Raw genomic sequence first — 19,047 nt, forward strand, 5'->3', positions numbered from 1 at the left:
AATCCGGCTGCGGCGTGTTGTATGTCAGGGTTACTGCGCAGAGGCTGGCTGGGTTTTCTCTGCTGCGGGTTCCCACAGTTCTTCAAGTTCTTCCAGCGTTTTGCCTTTGGTTTCCGGCACGAACTTCCACATAAACAGCGCCGCCAGAATACCCATACAACCGTAAATCCAGTAGGAGAAACCGTTGTGGAAATGGGAAACCAGCCACGAATTTTTGTCCATCATCGGGAAGGTCCAGGAGACGAAGTAGTTCGCCAGCCACTGAGCGGCGACGGCAATGGCGAGCGCTTTGCCACGAATCGCGTTCGGGAAGATTTCTGCCAACAGCACCCAACAAACCGGTCCCCAGGACATGGCGAATGCGGCGACGTAAAACAGCATCGACAGCAGCGCTATCAGCCCGGAAGCCTGGGTGTAAAACGCGGTGCCAAGGCTGAACATCCCAAGAGCCATACCCAATGCGCCAATTATTTGCAGCGGTTTGCGACCAAATTTGTCCACCGTCATGATTGCCAGCACGGTGAAGCTCAGGTTGATTACGCCGACAATAATAGTCTGCAAGAGCGCCACATCGGTGCTGGCCCCTAACGTTTTAAACACTTCCGGCGCGTAGTACAGCACGACGTTAATACCGACAAACTGCTGGAAGATGGAGAGCATCACGCCGATGACGATAACGCCCACACCAAACATCAACAGGCGTCCGCCGGTCTTACGGCCATGCTCCAGTGACTGATTGATCTCCTGCATGGCCTGGGTGGCGAGGCTGTTGCCCATAATTTTGCGCAGAATGCCCTCCGCCTGCTCGTGTCTGCCACGCGCCATCAGCCAGCGCGGGCTTTCCGGTACGGTGTACAGCAGCAGTAAAAACAGCAGGGCGGGAATACTTTCGGAAGCAAACATATATCGCCAGCCATCGGTATTCAGCCAGTTAGCGTCACCGGAACGGGCAATAAAATAGTTAACGCAATACACCAGCAGTTGACCAAAAATAATGGCGAATTGGTTAAAGGAAACCAGTTTCCCACGAATATGCGCTGGAGCCAGTTCTGCAATATACATCGGTGAGAGCATTGAGGCTAAACCAACGCCAATACCACCAATGATGCGATAAATAACAAATTCGGGGACGTATCCGGCCAAATAAACAGGCACGGCATTATCTGGGTTAATCGTGGTAAATCCTAATTCTGGCCACGCAGAACCAATACCGGAAATAAAGAACAGCAGGGCGGCGATTTTCAGCGAGTCCCGGCGACCGAAGCGGTTACTGCAATAACCGCCCAGCGCACCGCCGATGATGCAGCCAATCAACGCGCTGGCAACGCAAAAGCCTAACAGCGAGTTGGCGGCGGATTCACTTAAATGTTGCGGGGCGATAAACACGGTATTTAAGGATTCTACCGTTCCGGATATGACGGCGGTGTCATAGCCGAATAATAGCCCTCCTAATGTTGCTACTAATGTAATCGAAAAAACATAACTGGAATTATATTGGGTGTTCATTCAGACCTGCCTTAGAGGATACAGCTCTTTTGATCAGTGTCGTGATGGTGGATTTAACAGGCAGGGAAGACAATTATCATTTTTTACATTGCAATTATGTTTTGTCTTTTCTGTGATCTTAATTCTGTTTAATTTGTCTGTTTTCAGGTGGTAAATATAATTGCAGTGATGGGGGCCACGAAAGGAAATAATCGTAACAGCAATGCAAAATAACATAAAAAAGGGCGCTCCGTAGAGCGCCGAATAACAGTCACAGGTTGGGATAACATAAGTTGAGGGTTGCAGTGGCATTGCCCGTTGCCGGGCAGGTACTTCGATAAAACTTAACCTTTCACACCACCCGCCGTCAGGCCGTTGACCAGCCAGCGCTGTGCCAGCAGGAACACCAGAGTGATCGGAATAGCGGAAAGTACAGCTGCGGCGGCAAAGTCGCCCCACAAGTAGTTCTGTGGATTGAGGTACTGCTGCATACCAACCGCAAGGGTGTAGCTGTTCACATCACGCAGCAGCAGTGACGCGACCGGTACTTCAGTAATAGCGGCAATGAATGACAGAATAAACACGACCGCCAGAATTGGTACGGAAAGCGGCAGCAGTACCAGGCGGAATGCCTGCCACGGCGTGGCGCCATCCAGCGCGGCCGCTTCTTCCAGCGAACCGTCGATGGTTTCAAAATAGCCCTTAATTGTCCACACATGCAGCGCGATACCGCCGAGATAGGCGAAGATCACGCCGCCGTGAGTGTTCAGGCCGATAAATGGAATGTACTGGCCCAGGCGGTCAAACAAGGCGTACAACGCGACCAGAGACAGCACCGCCGGGAACATCTGGAAGATTAGCATCCCTTTCAGCAGGGTCGCTTTACCCGGGAAGCGCATACGGGCAAAGGCGTAAGCACAAGTCGTGGAAAGCGTCACAATACCAATCGCGGTAATGGTGGCGACCTTCACCGAGTTCCACAACCACAGCAGTACCGGGAACGGCGGCGGAGTGACGCGGCCATCCGCATGTTCTACGCTAAAGCCCAGCGCCAGTTTCCAGTGTTCCCAGGAAATATTATCCGGGATCAGGCTGCCGGTAGCGAAGTTACCTTCACGCAGCGAAATGGCGATGACCATCAGCAGCGGGAACATGATCGCCGCGATAAAAATCAGCAGCCCTAAGTGCGTTGCGAATAAACGTAACTTTTGTGATTTCGGTTGGACCATAGCCATTGTCGTTATCTCCCTTAATCAAACTTCATACGCGTGGCTTTCAGGTTCACGATGGCCAGTGCGCCTACCAGCAGGAAGATCAGCGTGGCAATCGCCGCCGCCAGACCGAAGTCCTGACCGCCGCCGCCTTCAAAGGCGATACGGTAGGTGTAGCTGACGAGCAGGTCGGTGTAACCGGCAGGCGTGGTGGTACCGAGGCGATCCGGGCCGCCGTTGGTTAACAGTTGAATCAGCACGAAGTTATTAAAGTTAAAGGCGAAGCTGGCGATCATCAGCGGCGTCAGCGGCTTAATCAGCAGCGGTAATGTAATTTTAAAGAAGTTCTGGAACGGACCCGCGCCGTCCATTGCCGAGGCTTCATACAGATCGTCAGGAATCGCTTTCAGCAGCCCCATGCACAGGATCATCATGTACGGATAACCCAGCCAGGTGTTAACGATGATAATCATCGAACGCGCGGTGGTTGGATCGCTAAACCAGGCCGGCTTGATACCAAACAGCGCGCTGAGCATCATGTTGATTTCACCAAAACTCTGGTTGAACAGCCCTTTGAAAATCAGAATCGAGATAAACGACGGTACGGCGTAGGGCAGAATCAGCAGGACGCGGTAAATCGCTTTGCCCTTCAGAGATTCCCACTGCACCAGACAGGCCAGCACCATACCTACAGCCACGGTCAGAATCACCGTCAGGACTGAGAACACTACCGTCCAGACAAAGATGGCGAAGAACGGTTTCTGGATGCCCTCGTCGGTAAATACGCGGGTGAAATTGTCCCAGCCGATGGTGACGGTATAGCCCGGGCTGAGTTTTTCAGTACCCCAGCTACCGTCTGCGTTAATGGCCTGATAATAACCAATATCGTTATTAGCGCGGTACTTCACGCCGCTTTGGTTGTTGGTGAGCGTCCCATCATCGGCCAGGGAGTAGAGCGGCTGCGTACCGGAGAACTGACGCAGTGAACTCATGATGACTTTGCTTTCGTCCGGCAGAATGGCTGTTAGCTGAGTCAGCGCCTGACGATTTTGGGTGATGATGCGCAGCGTCGCACGTTCGCCCGCTGGCAGCGCCTCGGTTTCTTTTAACTGCAGCTTCTGTTCGCCGCCAAATTTAAAGGCGTCGGAAACATAATTTTTTCCCGTTTCACCGTCGGTGAGGGCCAGTTGCCACTCATCACCCGCCGGATACAGGCCAAAGTTGTAAGTTTTACCTGCCTGATAAGAACGATCCATCAGGACTTGTTGAGCACGTTCAAAGGTCAGTTGGTTGGTGCTGCTGTAGTTGGTAAAAGCAATGGCGATGGTACAAATGAGCGGAAACAGGACAAACAGCCCCATACCGGCCACGCCAGGATAAACATAGCGCCAGGCATAGGCTTTACGGTTAGCGAAAATATACAGGCCAACAGAGCTTAAAATGAGCGTCATGATGGCAAACAGATACTCCCCCTGAGCGTACATCAAAACAACAAGGTAACCGACCAGCAGACCAAGCAGACCCATTACTGACCATTTCAGCATGTCGCTTTGCCACCAGTGTTTCTTTTTAATGACATCCATGGGGTTCAATCCTCAACAACAATGAAAACCTGTTGGTCAGCGTGCCTGATGGCGCTGCGCTTATCAGGCCTACATACGTTGTAGGCCGGATAAGGCATGTATGCCGCCATCCGGCACGTTCACAACTGTATTACTTGGTGATACGACCCTGCGCGTCTTTCAGCGCGGCATCGACGGTCTGACGACCGCTGGCGGCGTTGATCACTGCGGTACGCACGGCATACCAGAATGCGGACATCTGCGGGATGTTCGGCATGATTTCGCCTTTCTGGGCGTTATCCATGGTGGCCGCGATACGCGGGTCTTTCGCTAACTGTTCCTGGAAGGATTTCAGCGCAACCGCGCCCAGTGGTTTGTCCTTGTTCACTTCATCCAGACCCTGGTCGGTCAACAGGTAGTTTTCGAGGAACTCTTTCGCCAGTTCTTTGTTCGGGCTGGCGGCGTTGATACCCGCGCTCAGTACGCCAACGAACGGTTTAGACGGCTTGCCTTTGAAGGTTGGCAGCAGCGTAACGCCGTAGTTCACCTTGCTCTTATCGATGTTGGACCACGCCCACGGACCGTTGATGGTCATCGCGGTATCGCCTTTGTTAAAGGCCGCTTCGGCGATGGAGTAGTCGGTATCCGCATTCATGTGTTTGTTTTTGATCAGGTCGACCAGGAAGGTCAGGCCCGCTTTCGCGCCAGCGCTATCCACGCCCACGTCTTTCACGTCGTACTTGCCGTTTTCAAACTTGAACGCGTAACCGCCGTCGGCGGCAATCAGCGGCCAGGTGAAGTACGGTTCTTGCAGGTTGAACATCAGCGCGGATTTACCTTTCGCTTTCAGCTCTTTATCCAGCGCCGGAATTTCTTCCCAGGTTTTCGGTGGGTTCGGAACGAGGTCTTTGTTGTAAATCAGCGACAGCGCTTCCACGGCGATCGGGTACGCAATCAGTTTGCCGTTATAGCGTACGGCATCCCAGGTGAACGGATAGAGCTTGTCCTGGAACGCTTTGTCTGGGGTGATTTCAGCCAGCAGGCCAGATTGTGCGTAGCCGCCAAAACGGTCATGCGCCCAGAAGATGATGTCCGGGCCGTCGCCAGTCGCGGCAACCTGCGGGAACTTCTCTTCCAGCTTGTCCGGGTGCTCAATGGTAACTTTGATACCCGTGTCTTTCTCGAATTTTTTACCCACTTCAGCGAGGCCGTTATAGCCTTTGTCGCCGTTAATCCAGATGACCAACTTACCTTCTTCAATCTTGGCGAGAGCCGAGGCGGAAAACATCATCGTCGTTAATGCAGACAATGCGAGGATGCGTGCGCCAGTTTTGATATTCATAGTTCCCATCCTGTTTGGTGATTTTGCAGAGGTGGCTTAACGGGTACTAGTTTCTTTATACGGCAACCTCTTTCCATCCTCCTTACACCTACGCCCCACCCGTTCTTTATGTGATCTGTGTTACATAAATGTGAGTATTGCGCACTGGCGCACATAAAACCCCACCCATTTTTGCAAGCTGCATCACGAAATTCCTCTGAGGCTGGTGGTCCGGGTCTCAGACGCTGCGCTCTCATCCTCCCGCCTCCTCCCCCATAAAAAAGCTGGGGGGTGGAGGATTCACGCCCGTGAGGGATAACGCATAGTCAGTCCATCATGAATGTTGCTGTCGATGACAGGTTGTAACGAAGGGAGAAGGGCATGGCGAGCGTACAGCTGCGAAATGTAACGAAAGCCTGGGGTGACGTGGTGGTATCGAAGGATATCAATCTCGACATTCACGAAGGGGAGTTCGTGGTGTTTGTCGGACCGTCAGGCTGTGGTAAGTCGACCTTGCTGCGTATGATCGCCGGACTTGAAACCATCACCAGCGGCGACCTGTTTATCGGGGAGACCCGGATGAACGACATTCCACCCGCCGAACGCGGTGTGGGCATGGTCTTCCAGTCCTATGCGTTATACCCCCATTTATCCGTCGCGGAAAACATGTCGTTCGGCCTCAAACTGGCCGGCGCGAAAAAAGAGGTAATGAACCAGCGCGTTAATCAGGTAGCTGAAGTTCTGCAACTGGCGCACCTGCTGGACCGTAAACCGAAAGCGCTTTCCGGCGGCCAACGTCAGCGTGTGGCGATTGGCCGTACGTTGGTTGCCGAGCCGCGAGTATTCCTGCTGGACGAACCGTTGTCGAACCTTGACGCCGCGCTGCGCGTCCAGATGCGTATTGAAATCTCCCGCCTGCATAAACGTCTTGGCCGCACGATGATTTACGTCACCCACGATCAGGTCGAAGCGATGACCCTGGCAGACAAAATTGTGGTGTTGGATGCCGGTCGTGTGGCGCAGGTCGGTAAACCCCTGGAGCTGTACCACTATCCTGCCGACCGCTTTGTCGCGGGCTTTATCGGTTCGCCAAAGATGAACTTCCTGCCGGTGAAAGTTACCGCAACGGCAATTGATCAGGTGCAGGTTGAATTACCAAACCGCCAGCAAGTCTGGTTACCCGTCGACAGTGCCCGCGTTCAGGTGGGTGCCAATATGTCTTTAGGTATCCGCCCGGAACATCTGCTGCCCAGCGAAATCGCCGATGTCACCCTTGAAGGTGAAGTCCAGGTGGTCGAACAACTTGGTCACGAAACACAAATTCATATCCAGATCCCCGCCATCCGTCAAAACCTGGTTTACCGCCAGAACGACGTGGTGTTGGTAGAAGAGGGTGCCACATTCGCTATCGGCCTGCCGCCAGAGCGTTGCCATCTGTTCCGTGAGGATGGCACTGCATGTCGTCGGTTGCACCAAGAGCCGGGCGTTTAAGGTCCCCATAAAAAAACGAAACGCAAAACCATTCGCAGTTTCAGAAGGTGGCAGCGTTTAAAGAAAAGCAATGATCTCAGGAGATAGAACGATGATTACTCTGCGCAAACTTCCTCTGGCGGTTGCTGTGGCAGCAGGCATTATGTCTGTTCAGGCAATGGCTGTGGATTTCCATGGTTATGCTCGTTCCGGTATCGGCTGGACGGGTAGCGGCGGCGAACAACAATGTTTCCAGGCAACAGGTGCACAAAGTAAATACCGTCTCGGTAACGAATGTGAAACCTATGCGGAAATCAAATTAGGTCAGGAAGTGTGGAAAGAAGGCGATAAGAGCTTCTACTTCGACACCAACGTCGCCTACTCCGTAGCACAGCAGAATGACTGGGAAGGAACTGATCCAGCCTTCCGTGAAGCCAACGTGCAGGGTAAAAACCTGATTGAATGGCTGCCAGGCTCTACTATCTGGGCCGGTAAGCGCTTCTACCAACGTCATGACGTGCACATGATCGACTTCTACTACTGGGATATTTCAGGTCCTGGCGCCGGTATTGAAAACATCGATCTGGGCTTCGGTAAACTGTCTCTGGCCGCGAGCCGTTCTCAGGAAGCGGGTGGTTCATACGCGTTCAGCAGCCAGAATATCTATGATCGTACCAAAGATACCGCCAACGACGTATTTGACGTTCGTTTAGCGCAGTTGGCAACGAACACTGACGGTATGTTGGAACTGGGTGTTGACTACGGTCGTGCGAATACGACAGATGATTACAGCCTGGCAGACGGCGCATCAAAAGATGGCTGGATGTTCACCGCTGAACATACTCAGAGCATGCTGAAGGGCTACAACAAGTTTGTTGTTCAGTACGCGACAGACTCCATGACCACGCAGGGTAAAGGTTTGAACCAGGGGTCTTACGGTTCTTCTTCCTTCACCATTACTAATCCAGATGGTAGTAAAACCAATTACGCCAATAACGTGATTAATAACAACGGTAGCCTGGTGCGTATTCTCGACCACGGCGCCATCTCCCTGGGCGACAAATGGGATCTGATGTACGTCGGTATGTACCAGAACCTCGATATGGATAACGATCTGGGTACCGAATGGTACACCGTCGGTATCCGCCCGATGTACAAATGGACGCCAATCATGAGCACCCTGATGGAAGTCGGCTACGACAACGTCAAATCTCAGCAGACTGGCGATCGCAACAGCCAGTACAAAATCACCCTCGCGCAACAGTGGCAGGCTGGCGACAGCATCTGGTCCCGCCCGGCAATTCGTGTCTTCGCAACCTATGCCAAGTGGGATGAGGAGTGGGGCTACGTCAAAAATGGTAACGACGTAACCAAATACGCAGCTGCAACGAACTCTGGTATCAGCACCACCAGCCGTGGCGACAGCGATGAGTGGTCCTTCGGTGCTCAGATGGAAATCTGGTGGTAATTCAGCACTAACCTGACGTAAAGACCGAAAGAGGGGCGTAAGCCCCTCTTGATTACGGTTTAGCGCGCTATTGCCTGGCCACCGCTGAACCCATGCTATCTGAGGTGATAACAATGAAAATGAAGAAAAGTCTCGTTGCCCTTTGTTTATCTGCAGGGTTATTTGCCAGCGCGCCTGGCATCAGCCTGGCCGATGTGAATATTGTTCCGCAGAACACTACCGCGGCGCCTGCTATTCCCACTGCAGCGTTGCAACAGCTAACCTGGACGCCTGTTGATCAATCCAAAACTCAGTCCACGCAGCTTGCGAGCGCGGGCCAGCGTTTGGATGTTGCTGGAATTACCGGTCCGGTCGCGGCCTGGAGCGTACCGGCCAATATTGGCGAGCTAACTCTGACGCTAACCAGTGAAGTAAACAAACAAACCAGCGTATTTGCGCCAAACGTCTTAATTCTTGATCAGAACATGACGCCATCTGCGTTCTTCCCCAGCAGCTATTTCACCTACCAGGAGCCCGGCGTAATGAGTGCCGATCGCTTGGAAGGCGTAATGCGTCTGACGCCAGCGCTGGGCCAGCAAAAGCTTTATGTTCTGGTCTTTACGACGGATAAAGACCTCCAGCAGACCACGACCCTGCTTGATCCGGCAAAAGCCTATGCCAAGGGCGTCGGTAACGCCGTTCCCGATATTCCGGACCCGATCGCGCGTCATACCACCGATGGTCTGTTGAAATTGAAAGTCAAAACCAGCTCGTCCTCCAGTGTGTTGGTCGGGCCGCTGTTCGGTTCTTCCGGCCCTGGCCCTGTCACTGTCGGCAATACCGCAGCGCCTGCAGTGACTTATGCTGCTCCGGCAGCAGCGGTTGCCGCTCCTGCGCCGCAGCCGGTGAAGAAAAGTGAGCCGATGCTGAACGACACCGAAAGCTATTTTAATCAGGCGATTAAGGATGCCGTGGCGAAAGGCGATGTCGATAAAGCGCTGAAGCTGCTTGATGAAGCTGAACGTCTGGGATCCAAATCAGCCCGATCCACCTTTATCAGCAGTGTAAAAGGCAAGGGGTAAACATCACCCCACATTGTTGATTTTGCAACAACTGGTGCGTCTCCTGGCGCACCTTTTTTTATCCTTCAGTGCGAATTGTTACGCTTATGTTGCTCTGCCGATCACTTAATTGTGTTTGCTCACCCCGTAATGCCTTTTCTGCGATACAATGCCTTTAGGTTATAAATCGGAGAGTAAGGCATGCCACACCCTGCGTTAACGCAACTGCGTGCGCTGCGTTATTTTGATGCGATCCCGGCGCTGGACCCGCAACTGCTCGACTGGTTGTTACTGGAAGATTCCATGACCAAACGTTTTGAGCAGCAGGGCAAAGAAGTCACCGTCACGTTGATTCGCGAAGCGTTCGTTGGGCAAAATGAGGTGGCTGAAGAACTGACGCTGCTGCCTAAAGAGTCCCGCTATTGGTTACGCGAAATCCTGTTATGCGCGGATGGTGAACCCTGGCTTGCCGGGCGTACCGTGGTGCCTGAATCCACCCTGTGTGGCCCTGAACTGGCCTTACAAAACCTGGGGAAAACCCCGCTCGGACGCTACCTGTTTACGTCATCGACATTGACCCGAGATTTTATTGAGATTGGCCGCGATGCAGCGCTGTGGGGGCGTCGTTCCCGCCTGCGGCTGAGCGGTAAGCCGTTGATGCTTACCGAGCTTTTTCTGCCTGCATCGCCGTTGTACTGAGAGGAAGATAAAGATGGAGTGGAGTCTGACGCAGAATAAGCTGCTGGCGTTTCACCGCTTGATGCGTACGGATAAGCCAATCGGCGCCTTACTGCTGCTCTGGCCTACGCTGTGGGCATTATGGGTAGCAACCCCTGGCATGCCGCAACTGTGGATCCTGGCGGTTTTTGTCGCCGGCGTATGGTTAATGCGCGCTGCCGGATGCGTGGTGAATGACTATGCCGACAGGAAGTTTGACGGCCACGTTAAGCGTACTGCGAATCGACCGCTGCCGAGCGGGGCTGTCACCGAGAAAGAAGCCCGAACGCTGTTTGTCGTACTGGTATTGCTGGCCTTCCTGCTGGTATTGACGCTTAATACGATGACCATTTTGTTGTCCGTTGCGGCATTAGCGCTGGCGTGGGTTTACCCGTTTATGAAGCGCTATACGCATCTGCCGCAGGTGGTGCTGGGGGCGGCGTTTGGCTGGTCGATCCCGATGGCGTTCGCCGCCGTGAGCGAGTCCGTACCGCTGAGCTGCTGGCTGATGTTCCTCGCCAATATCCTCTGGGCGGTGGCCTATGATACGCAGTATGCAATGGTTGACCGCGATGATGACCTGAAGATCGGTATTAAATCGACCGCGATTCTGTTCGGCCAGAACGACAAGCTGATTATTGGTATTCTGCAGGTGGGCGTGCTGGTGCTGATGGCGCTGGTGGGCTGGTTAAACGGGTTGGGGCTGGGCTATTACTGGTCTCTGTTAGTGGCTGGGGCGCTGTTTGTGTATCAGCAGAAACTGATCGTCAACCGTGAACGTGACGCCTGCTTTAAAGCGTTTATGAACAATAACTATGTTGGTCTGGTGCTGTTCTTAGGCCTGGCAATGAGCTACTGGCATTTTTGAGTTTGGCTTAGCCTGCAAAATAAAAACCGGTCATTTCGACCGGTTTTTTTATGCTTACTCGCCTTGTGTGGCGCTCTCGATGGTCAGACGCACATCCGACGTGACCAGTTCGGCCAGCATCTGATAGATCTTCATCGTCTCTTCCGGTTCGGCATCTCCGGTATCGCTGATATATCCCTCGTCACGCAGCGTCAGCACCAGAGAGCTGAACACGGCCTTGTCGAAGAATTCCGGCGCGTTAATGCCGTGCAGGACAGAAAGACGCTGAGCCACGGTGCGGCTCTCTTTCTCCAGCGTACCACGGTTGATAGATGGGTTAGCGCTCAGTAGCCAGAAGGTAATAGCGTAGCGCTGCAACGTCTCACGAGCACCCGCCGCCAGCAGTTGTAGCGTACGGGAGCGGGCCGGATTGATATGCAGTTCGTCATCGTCCAGGGTGATGAGTCCCTGGCGCTGCATTTCGCTGGCCAGTTCGTCGATCACGCCAGCGAGTTCGTCACGCTCCCAGCGCAGAAACAGCTCCGCTTTCAGCATTGGGTATAGCGCTTCAATATGCTGCAGCAGCGCAGCGCGTGAAATATGACGATGCTGGGTTACGATGGCCGCCATTAACGAAGGCAGAACCAGCATATGCGCAATGTTGTTGCGGTAGTACGTCATCAATACCGCCTGCTCGCGCGGCAGAATGATGATGTCGCCAATGGTGTCTTTCTCGACCTCAAACTTGTTCATCTGCAAGGCATGGTCAATTAGTTCACTGGCGCTCTGCGCAGGAACCGTCGCATCCGGGGCATACGGTACGTTGCGCAGCAGACTCAGATAGCAATCGAGTTGTTCAGTCAACTGCTCACGGGTCAGAGAGCGCTGGCGGGAAGCCAGTAACGCGGTACAGCACAGGTTCATGGCGTTGGCCGCGCCTGCGTTGTTAATGCGTACCATCAGATCGGCGGCAATGTTATTTACCGTCGGCGTCAGCCAGGCAGGACGGATAGACTCGATAGGATCGATAGATTCACGCCACTCCGGCACGTGCTGGTTGAGGTAAGTCATCAACGGCATCGGCTCGCCAAAGTTAACGTAACCCTGACCCAGATTACGCAGCTTGCTTAAGCCACGCAGCATTTGCGGCAGGCTCTCTTTCTCTTTCGTCGCGCCCCGCAGTTCTTTCGCATACGTGCCCACTTCCATGACGTGCTCGTAGCCGATGTAGATCGGTACGAGGGTAATCGGACGCGTACCGCCGCGCAGCATCGCCTGAATGGTCATCGACAGCGTGCCGGTTTTCGGGTCGAGCAAACGACCAGTACGTGAACGACCGCCTTCGACAAAGTACTCAACCGAGTAGCCGCGGCTGAACAACTCGCCCAGGTATTCGCGGAAAACGGTGGAATAAAGCTTGTTGCCCTTGAAGGTACGACGAATAAAGAACGCGCCCAGGCGGCGGAAGATCGGACCTGCTGGCCAGAAATTCAGGTTGATGCCTGCCGCGATGTGCGGCGGAACCAGACCCTGATGATACAGCACGTACGACAGCAGCATATAGTCCATATGGCTGCGGTGGCACGGAACATAGACGATTTCGTGGCCATCGTGCGCCAACTGGCGTACACGCTCTGCATTATGAACGTTAATCCCCTGATACAGACGGTTCCAGGTAAAGCCCAGAATACGGTCTGTCAGACGGATCATCTCGTAGGAGAAGTTGGCGGCAATCTCTTCCATCAGCGCTATCGCATTTTGCTGCGCTTTTTCGTGGGAGATTTTTTTACTGCGCGCTTCATCTTCTACCGCGCGCGCGATAGCTTTTGAGGCCAACAGCTTGTTAAACAGATCCTGACGGGCAGGGAGGCGCGGACCGACTGCGGCCAGGCGCTGGCGAGCAAAGTGCATACGCGCTACGCGCGCCAGCTTCTGGGCGATAATTTTATCTGTACCGTGTTCATCCGCCATGCGACGCAGGGAAACCGACGGGGAGAAGCGGACAAAGCTGTCGCGACCCAGCCAGGACACAGCAAAGAATTTTTGTACGCCGTTCAGCATACGCAGCGGCGGGTTGACCTCGCCTTTTTCACGTCCAGGCGCACGGCCAAACATTACCGAAACCGGCACCATCTGCACATCCAGGTCTGGATTGCTGCGATGCAAGTCGAGGTAGTTATGGAACAGCTTAATAGACTCTTCTTTTGGCGTGTAATAGGTGAAGACACGTGGGCCGCCGTGAATAAACACGTAGCGCGGCAGTAGAGTTCCGTCTATCTCCAGCGGTTCCAGGGGATCCGGGAGATCGTGCGCCAGACATTGGGCGCGCAGCGTCAGCAAGTCTGCTTTGGAGTTGTACGGTAGGACGTACATAATGGGGCGAGAAGTATCGAGCCCCAATTCCGGTGCGGGTTCCGCCGGAATAGACTTGCTTTTTACCAGTACGCTTAATGGTAAATTCAGTAATTTGTAGTAAATTCGTGGCCAGCCGGACATAAACGATGTAAAGCCTCTGGTTAATAATGCAAATGCGCTGCAAGGATATCAGAAAGTTTAGTGAATTTCTGGTGTATCCGGTCATACTTCGCGCTGCTTTGCCACACCCTGAAACAAACGGGGTAACGTTACAATGACATTGACGCTAATAATGTAAAAAGGTTCTTTTTGATGGCCAATAATACCACTGGATTCACCCGAATTATCAAAGCTGCAGGCTATTCCTGGAAAGGTTTTCGCGCCGCATGGATTAATGAGGCGGCATTTCGTCAGGAAAGCGTTGCCGTTCTGCTAGGCGTTGCCATCGCCTGCTGGCTGGACGTCGACGCCATTACGCGCGTGTTGCTGATTGGTTCCGTGATGCTGGTGATGATCGTTGAAATCCTCAATAGTGCGATTGAGGCGGTGGTTGATCGTATCGGTTCCGAGTACCACGAACTGTCTGGTCGTGCGAAAGACATGGGGTCGGCGGCGGTATTGCTGTCGATTTTTGTCGCCTTGATCACCTGGGGCATCCTGTTGTGGTCGCATTTGCGATAAAGATTCCACAACTTCATCATTCTCCTGTTTTTTTGCGCAGTTTGCGGTTCCAAAATCACCTTTAGCTGTATATACTCACAGCATAACTGTATATACACCCAGGGGGCGGAATGAAAGCGTTAACGGCCAGGCAGCAAGAGGTGTTTGATCTTATTAGAGATCACATTAGCCAGACAGGTATGCCACCGACGCGTGCGGAGATCGCGCAGCGTTTGGGGTTCCGTTCCCCAAACGCTGCTGAAGAACATCTGAAAGCGCTGGCGCGTAAAGGCGTGCTGGAAATTGTATCCGGCGCATCGCGTGGTATTCGTCTGTTGCAGGAAGAAGAAGAAGGTTTACCGCTTGTCGGTCGCGTTGCGGCAGGTGAGCCACTTCTGGCGCAGCAACACATCGAAGGCCATTATCAGGTCGATCCTTCACTGTTCAAACCGAACGCCGATTTTCTGCTGCGCGTCAGCGGTATGTCGATGAAAGACATCGGGATTATGGACGGTGATTTGCTGGCCGTGCATAAAACACAGGATGTGCGTAACGGTCAGGTTGTTGTCGCACGCATTGACGACGAAGTGACGGTGAAGCGCCTGAAAAAACAGGGCAACAAGGTTGAACTCCTGCCAGAAAACAGCGAATTCAAACCCATTGTGGTCGACCTGCGCGAGCAAAACTTCACTATTGAAGGGCTGGCGGTAGGCGTCATTCGTAACGGGGAATGGCTGTAATACTCTGTTGAGTCCCTGTAGGCCGGATAAGACGTTTGCGTCGCCATCCGGCAACTCGCCCGGTGGCGCTGCGCTTACCGGGCCAGGGCAACATCTTCCAGTACCTCTAACTTCTTTTCAGGCTCCATTTCATGCCTTTCTTTACCTCCTCCGACAAAGCACTCTGGCGTCTTGCCTTACCGATGATCTTCTCCAATATCACCGTTCCCTTGCTGGGATTGGTCGATACCGCGGTCATTGGTCATCTGGATAGTCCGGTCTATCTTGGCGGCGTTGCCGTTGGCGCCACCGCGACCAGTTTTCTCTTTATGCTGCTGCTTTTTTTACGTATGAGCACCACAGGTCTTACCGCCCAGGCATTTGGCGCGAAAGATCCGCAGGCACTGGCGCGTGCGCTGGTGCAACCGCTAATGCTGGCGCTGGGGGCGGGGCTGCTTATCGCACTGTTTCGTACGCCGATTATCGATCTGGCTCTGCATATTGTCGGGGGAAGTGAAGCGGTACTGGAGCAGGCCCGACGTTTCCTGGAAATCCGTTGGTTAAGCGCACCCGCGTCTCTGGCGAATCTGGTGCTGCTCGGCTGGCTGCTTGGCGTTCAGTATGCGCGGGCGCCGGTTATCCTGCTGATTGTCGGTAATGTTCTCAATATTGTGCTCGACTTATGGCTGGTGATGGGCCTGCATATGAACGTGCAGGGCGCGGCGCTGGCGACGGTCACCGCCGAATATGCCACCTTGCTGATCGGTCTGTTAATGGTACGCAAAGTCCTGCATATGCGCGGAATTTCGCTGGCAATGTTGAAACAGGCCTGGCGTGGCAATTTCCGCCGCTTACTGGCGCTTAACCGTGACATTATGCTGCGCTCGCTGTTGCTGCAGCTCTGTTTTGGTGCCATTACGGTGCTGGGCGCGCGCCTGGGGAGCGATATCATTGCGGTAAATGCCGTTCTGATGACCCTGCTGACCTTTACCGCCTACGCGCTGGACGGGTTTGCCTACGCCGTTGAAGCGCATTCTGGTCAGGCCTATGGCGCACGGGATGGCAGCCAGTTACTGGATGTCTGGCGCGCAGCCTGTCGACAGTCCGGTCTTGTGGCGATTCTGTTTTCGCTGGTTTATGCCCTGTTTGGCGAGCACATTATAGCGTTGCTAACCTCGCTCCCGCAGATTCAACTGCTGGCCGATCGCTATCTTATCTGGCAGGTGATTTTGCCGCTGGTTGGCGTCTGGTGTTATTTGCTGGACGGTATGTTTATTGGCGCAACACGGGCTGCAGAAATGCGCAACAGCATGGCCGTTGCCGCCGTGGGATTCGCATTAACGTTACTGGCTTTACCGCTGCTGGGTAACCACGGTTTGTGGCTGGCACTCACCGTGTTTCTCGCCCTGCGCGGGCTTTCACTGGCCTTTATCTGGAGGCGTCACTGGCGCAACGGGACGTGGTTTGTTGAAGCCTGACGGTTAAAAATTCTGAATAGTGAATCGAATGCCGAATCAGTGACTACACTTATTCTCACGTCCAGCAGAAAAGATAGCGGAGTTGGACGAGATACTCTGGCTATTCACAACCTAACGATGAGGATTTGATGATGAATAAAGACGAAGTCGGCGGCAACTGGAAACAGTTCAAAGGTAAAGTGAAAGAGCAATGGGGCAAACTGACCGACGATGATATGACGGTCATTGAAGGCAAACGTGACCAACTGGTCGGTAAAGTCCAGGAGCGTTACGGTTATGCAAAAGATCAGGCGGAGAAAGAAGTCACTGACTGGGAAACCCGCAATGATTACCGCTGGTAATTAGTCCCCTCCTGAGAGTACAAGGATGTACGCTCTCTGGCTTAGCGACCGACTTTCTTTTTCACCAGAATTGAGTGGTCATGCTGACATTCGCCTGGATGGCGACAGGCTTCAACCTCCACGCATGCCGGGCACAGCCCGTGAGCTTCAATCACGTTATGCCGCAGAGCAAAACCCATTTTTGCCGCCAGCATATGCATGATGTCTTCCACACCTTCCGCACACTCTTCTTTTACCACGCCACAGCGATCGCAAATAAACATCGCAGAACTGTGGGTCGGTTGATCGAACAGGTGACACAGCACGTAGCTGTTGGTCGATTCCACTTTATGTACAAAACCTTGTTCCAGCAGAAAATCGAGCGCACGATAAACGGTCGGTGGCTTGGCCTGCGGCTCGGTTTCCCGTAGCAGGTCGAGCAGGTCATAAGCGCTAATAGCGCCTTCCTGCAGGCTCATCAGGCGCAGCACTTCGAGGCGCTGTGGCGTTAGCCGCACGTTGCGTTGCGCACAGAGTTTTTCAGCTTGAGCCAATAACTCCTGCGTGGTGGTTTTGTCCATTTGGCGCCTCGATTTGTGTGAAAGGTTAATCCCTTACTTTATCATGTTCTGCTTAAAACGCCGAGATCCGCCGCCGTGTGCTATACCTGACGCATCGTATTCTGGAGAATCCACATGAAAAGACCCGACTGTATTCGCCACTGGCGAGAGGTGGAGGGGGCTGATGACTCCACCTACCCCGACAGCAATGAACTTTTTGCTATTGGCGCGCCGCTTGCCCGTAAACTGGGGTTAGGAAGACTAGGTATTCATCATGAACGCCTGCCGCCGGGGCGTCGCACATCTTATCCTCATGCCGAAAGCGATGAAGAAGAGTTTATCTATGTGCTGGAAGGTTATCCGGAAGCCTGGATTAACGGCTATTTATGGAAGCTCGAACCTGGCGACAGCGTCGGTTTTCCGGCAGGAACCGGGGTATGCCACACCTTTATCAATAACACCAGTGAAGAGGTGCGCTTGCTGGTCGTGGGTGAGGCAAACAAAAAATATAATCGCATTTATTACCCGCTTAACCCGGTCTATGCCGCCACGCGCGAGGATCGCTGGGTTGACCATCCGCCGCAGTTTTTTGGCCCACATGACGGCAAGCCGGGGCGCAAATAACGCTCTGTGAGAATATGCTGTGCGAGCCACGATGATGGGGCGCACTATCGCATCGGTCTATGCTATAGTAGCGCCCCTTTTTTAACCGGATGCTTGAATATTCGCCATGCTGCCTGAATCTCAGTCTACCGCTTTTCCCGCTCATCGTTTTTCTATCGCGCCGATGCTCGACTGGACGGACAGACATTGCCGCTACTTTTTGCGCTTACTGTCCCGCCAGACGCTGCTGTATACGGAGATGGTGACTACCGGCGCGATCATTCATGGTAAAGGCGATTATCTGGCGTATAGCGAAGAAGAACATCCGGTCGCGTTGCAACTGGGCGGGAGCGATCCGGCTGCGCTGGCGCAGTGTGCGAAGCTCGCTGAACAGCGGGGCTATGACGAAATTAACCTCAACGTGGGTTGTCCTTCCGACCGCGTACAGAATGGCATGTTTGGCGCCTGTCTGATGGGGAATGCGCAACTGGTCGCCGATTGCGTCAAGGCGATGCGCGATGTGGTGTCGATTCCGGTGACGGTGAAGACCCGAATCGGCATTGATGATCAAGACAGCTACGAATTCCTGTGCGATTTCATCAACACGGTATCTGGCAACGGCGAATGCGAGATGTTCATCATTCACGCCCGCAAGGCCTGGCTGTCCGGGTTAAGCCCGAAGGAAAACCGCGAGATCCCACCGCTGGATTATGACCGTGTTTATCAGTTAAAGCGTGATTTCCCGCATCTGACGATGTCGATCAACGGCGGTATTAAATCGCTGGAAGAAGCGAAAAAGCATCTGCAACATATGGATGGCGTGATGGTGGGGCGTGAAGCCTATCAAAATCCCGGAATTCTGGCGTCGGTCGACCGCGAAATTTTTGCTGCCGCTACTCATGATGCCGATCCGGTCGCCGTTGTGCGTGCCATGTACCCATATATTGAGCGTGAACTGAGTCAGGGCACTTATCTGGGGCATGTGACGCGCCATATGCTGGGACTGTTTCAGGGAATCCCCGGCGCACGTCAGTGGCGTCGTTACCTGAGTGAGAACGCGCATAAAGCCGGAGCCGATATTAACGTCCTGGAACATGCTTTGAAGCTGGTGGCTGATAAGCGTTAGTTTCTCACTAAAAGTTAGTTAATTTCACCACACCCTGTGCGTTGTCACAGGGTGTTTTGTTTTATAAATCAGTAGATTAACTTTGGCATGTTTCTTGTAAAGGAA

At 53.4% G+C, this 19,047-nt stretch carries 17 protein-coding genes; 11 read left to right on the plus strand and 6 right to left on the minus strand.

Features of this window, described 5'->3' with window-relative positions; translation table 11 throughout:
* Positions 1-30 precede the first annotated feature (30 nt).
* The 4 genes from xylE to malE all read right to left on the minus strand — a co-directional run bounded on the left by xylE (position 31) and on the right by malE (position 5,600).
* Complete coding sequence (gene xylE / locus FOB24_RS03215) at positions 31-1,506, minus strand: D-xylose transporter XylE (RefSeq protein ID WP_150344504.1); 1,476 nt, start codon at positions 1,504-1,506, stop codon at positions 31-33.
* 323 nt (positions 1,507-1,829) lie between these two features.
* Complete coding sequence (gene malG / locus FOB24_RS03220) at positions 1,830-2,720, minus strand: maltose ABC transporter permease MalG (protein WP_038636242.1); 891 nt, start codon at positions 2,718-2,720, stop codon at positions 1,830-1,832.
* A gap of 14 nt (positions 2,721-2,734) precedes the next feature.
* On the minus strand, positions 2,735-4,279 hold the full coding sequence (malF, locus tag FOB24_RS03225; RefSeq protein WP_038636244.1) for a maltose ABC transporter permease MalF: 1,545 nt from the start codon (positions 4,277-4,279) through the stop codon (positions 2,735-2,737).
* Positions 4,280-4,409: 130 nt separating this feature from the next.
* Positions 4,410-5,600, minus strand: a complete 1,191-nt coding sequence (malE, locus tag FOB24_RS03230) for a maltose/maltodextrin ABC transporter substrate-binding protein MalE (protein WP_032940895.1) — start codon at positions 5,598-5,600, stop codon at positions 4,410-4,412.
* A 360-nt stretch (positions 5,601-5,960) separates the two neighbouring features.
* On the opposite strand from malE, the gene malK reads away from it, so the two are divergent.
* The 5 genes from malK to ubiA all read left to right on the plus strand — a co-directional run bounded on the left by malK (position 5,961) and on the right by ubiA (position 11,142).
* Positions 5,961-7,070 (plus strand): maltose/maltodextrin ABC transporter ATP-binding protein MalK, encoded by a 1,110-nt coding sequence (gene malK / locus FOB24_RS03235; RefSeq protein WP_038636246.1) that lies wholly within the window; start codon positions 5,961-5,963, stop codon positions 7,068-7,070.
* 91 nt (positions 7,071-7,161) lie between these two features.
* Complete coding sequence (locus FOB24_RS03240; protein ID WP_038636248.1) at positions 7,162-8,517, plus strand: maltoporin; 1,356 nt, start codon at positions 7,162-7,164, stop codon at positions 8,515-8,517.
* Between the two features lie 113 nt (positions 8,518-8,630).
* The gene (gene malM, locus FOB24_RS03245) at positions 8,631-9,578 is read left to right on the plus strand and encodes a maltose operon protein MalM (RefSeq protein ID WP_069325183.1); all 948 of its coding nucleotides are present in this window, start codon (positions 8,631-8,633) and stop codon (positions 9,576-9,578) included.
* Positions 9,579-9,758: 180 nt separating this feature from the next.
* Positions 9,759-10,256, plus strand: coding sequence for a chorismate lyase (gene ubiC, locus FOB24_RS03250; protein WP_038636252.1), 498 nt, complete (start codon positions 9,759-9,761; stop codon positions 10,254-10,256).
* 13 nt (positions 10,257-10,269) lie between these two features.
* On the plus strand, positions 10,270-11,142 hold the full coding sequence (gene ubiA, locus FOB24_RS03255; protein ID WP_003826589.1) for a 4-hydroxybenzoate octaprenyltransferase: 873 nt from the start codon (positions 10,270-10,272) through the stop codon (positions 11,140-11,142).
* A gap of 54 nt (positions 11,143-11,196) precedes the next feature.
* On the opposite strand, the gene plsB is transcribed toward ubiA, so the two are convergent.
* Positions 11,197-13,617 carry a glycerol-3-phosphate 1-O-acyltransferase PlsB gene (gene plsB / locus FOB24_RS03260; protein WP_038636254.1) on the minus strand — a complete coding sequence of 807 codons (2,421 nt, stop codon included), beginning with the start codon at positions 13,615-13,617 and terminating at the stop codon, positions 11,197-11,199.
* A gap of 171 nt (positions 13,618-13,788) precedes the next feature.
* On the opposite strand from plsB, the gene FOB24_RS03265 reads away from it, so the two are divergent.
* The 4 genes from FOB24_RS03265 (at position 13,789) to FOB24_RS03280 (ending at position 16,674) form a co-directional block, all read left to right on the plus strand.
* Complete coding sequence (locus FOB24_RS03265; protein ID WP_003826594.1) at positions 13,789-14,157, plus strand: diacylglycerol kinase; 369 nt, start codon at positions 13,789-13,791, stop codon at positions 14,155-14,157.
* A gap of 110 nt (positions 14,158-14,267) precedes the next feature.
* On the plus strand, positions 14,268-14,876 hold the full coding sequence (gene lexA / locus FOB24_RS03270; protein ID WP_003826596.1) for a transcriptional repressor LexA: 609 nt from the start codon (positions 14,268-14,270) through the stop codon (positions 14,874-14,876).
* A 131-nt stretch (positions 14,877-15,007) separates the two neighbouring features.
* The gene (dinF, locus tag FOB24_RS03275) at positions 15,008-16,333 is read left to right on the plus strand and encodes an MATE family efflux transporter DinF (RefSeq protein ID WP_150344505.1); all 1,326 of its coding nucleotides are present in this window, start codon (positions 15,008-15,010) and stop codon (positions 16,331-16,333) included.
* Between the two features lie 131 nt (positions 16,334-16,464).
* Complete coding sequence (locus FOB24_RS03280; protein WP_006688302.1) at positions 16,465-16,674, plus strand: CsbD family protein; 210 nt, start codon at positions 16,465-16,467, stop codon at positions 16,672-16,674.
* 41 nt (positions 16,675-16,715) lie between these two features.
* Here the strand turns inward: FOB24_RS03280 and zur are convergent, their stop codons facing one another.
* On the minus strand, positions 16,716-17,234 hold the full coding sequence (zur, locus tag FOB24_RS03285) for a zinc uptake transcriptional repressor Zur (protein WP_038636258.1): 519 nt from the start codon (positions 17,232-17,234) through the stop codon (positions 16,716-16,718).
* 114 nt (positions 17,235-17,348) lie between these two features.
* Here zur and FOB24_RS03290 point away from each other — a divergent pair, with 114 nt between their 5' ends.
* Positions 17,349-17,837 carry a cupin domain-containing protein gene (locus tag FOB24_RS03290; protein WP_038636260.1) on the plus strand — a complete coding sequence of 163 codons (489 nt, stop codon included), beginning with the start codon at positions 17,349-17,351 and terminating at the stop codon, positions 17,835-17,837.
* 106 nt (positions 17,838-17,943) lie between these two features.
* Positions 17,944-18,942, plus strand: coding sequence for a tRNA dihydrouridine(20/20a) synthase DusA (gene dusA, locus FOB24_RS03295; protein WP_038636262.1), 999 nt, complete (start codon positions 17,944-17,946; stop codon positions 18,940-18,942).
* Positions 18,943-19,047 lie beyond the last annotated feature (105 nt).

The organism is Citrobacter werkmanii (assembly GCF_008693645.1).
Classification (GTDB): domain Bacteria; phylum Pseudomonadota; class Gammaproteobacteria; order Enterobacterales; family Enterobacteriaceae; genus Citrobacter; species Citrobacter werkmanii.

What these genes read in the sequence shown, in the direction of transcription:
- xylE (WP_150344504.1), bottom strand. Translation starts at nt 1,506, where the DNA reads ATGAACACCCAATATAATTCCAGTTATGTTTTTTCGATTACATTAGTA.
- malG (WP_038636242.1), bottom strand. Translation starts at nt 2,720, where the DNA reads ATGGCTATGGTCCAACCGAAATCACAAAAGTTACGTTTATTCGCAACG.
- malF (WP_038636244.1), bottom strand. Translation starts at nt 4,279, where the DNA reads ATGGATGTCATTAAAAAGAAACACTGGTGGCAAAGCGACATGCTGAAA.
- malE (WP_032940895.1), bottom strand. Translation starts at nt 5,600, where the DNA reads ATGAATATCAAAACTGGCGCACGCATCCTCGCATTGTCTGCATTAACG.
- malK (WP_038636246.1), top strand. Translation starts at nt 5,961, where the DNA reads ATGGCGAGCGTACAGCTGCGAAATGTAACGAAAGCCTGGGGTGACGTG.
- FOB24_RS03240 (WP_038636248.1), top strand. Translation starts at nt 7,162, where the DNA reads ATGATTACTCTGCGCAAACTTCCTCTGGCGGTTGCTGTGGCAGCAGGC.
- malM (WP_069325183.1), top strand. Translation starts at nt 8,631, where the DNA reads ATGAAAATGAAGAAAAGTCTCGTTGCCCTTTGTTTATCTGCAGGGTTA.
- ubiC (WP_038636252.1), top strand. Translation starts at nt 9,759, where the DNA reads ATGCCACACCCTGCGTTAACGCAACTGCGTGCGCTGCGTTATTTTGAT.
- ubiA (WP_003826589.1), top strand. Translation starts at nt 10,270, where the DNA reads ATGGAGTGGAGTCTGACGCAGAATAAGCTGCTGGCGTTTCACCGCTTG.
- plsB (WP_038636254.1), bottom strand. Translation starts at nt 13,617, where the DNA reads ATGTCCGGCTGGCCACGAATTTACTACAAATTACTGAATTTACCATTA.
- FOB24_RS03265 (WP_003826594.1), top strand. Translation starts at nt 13,789, where the DNA reads ATGGCCAATAATACCACTGGATTCACCCGAATTATCAAAGCTGCAGGC.
- lexA (WP_003826596.1), top strand. Translation starts at nt 14,268, where the DNA reads ATGAAAGCGTTAACGGCCAGGCAGCAAGAGGTGTTTGATCTTATTAGA.
- dinF (WP_150344505.1), top strand. Translation starts at nt 15,008, where the DNA reads ATGCCTTTCTTTACCTCCTCCGACAAAGCACTCTGGCGTCTTGCCTTA.
- FOB24_RS03280 (WP_006688302.1), top strand. Translation starts at nt 16,465, where the DNA reads ATGAATAAAGACGAAGTCGGCGGCAACTGGAAACAGTTCAAAGGTAAA.
- zur (WP_038636258.1), bottom strand. Translation starts at nt 17,234, where the DNA reads ATGGACAAAACCACCACGCAGGAGTTATTGGCTCAAGCTGAAAAACTC.
- FOB24_RS03290 (WP_038636260.1), top strand. Translation starts at nt 17,349, where the DNA reads ATGAAAAGACCCGACTGTATTCGCCACTGGCGAGAGGTGGAGGGGGCT.
- dusA (WP_038636262.1), top strand. Translation starts at nt 17,944, where the DNA reads ATGCTGCCTGAATCTCAGTCTACCGCTTTTCCCGCTCATCGTTTTTCT.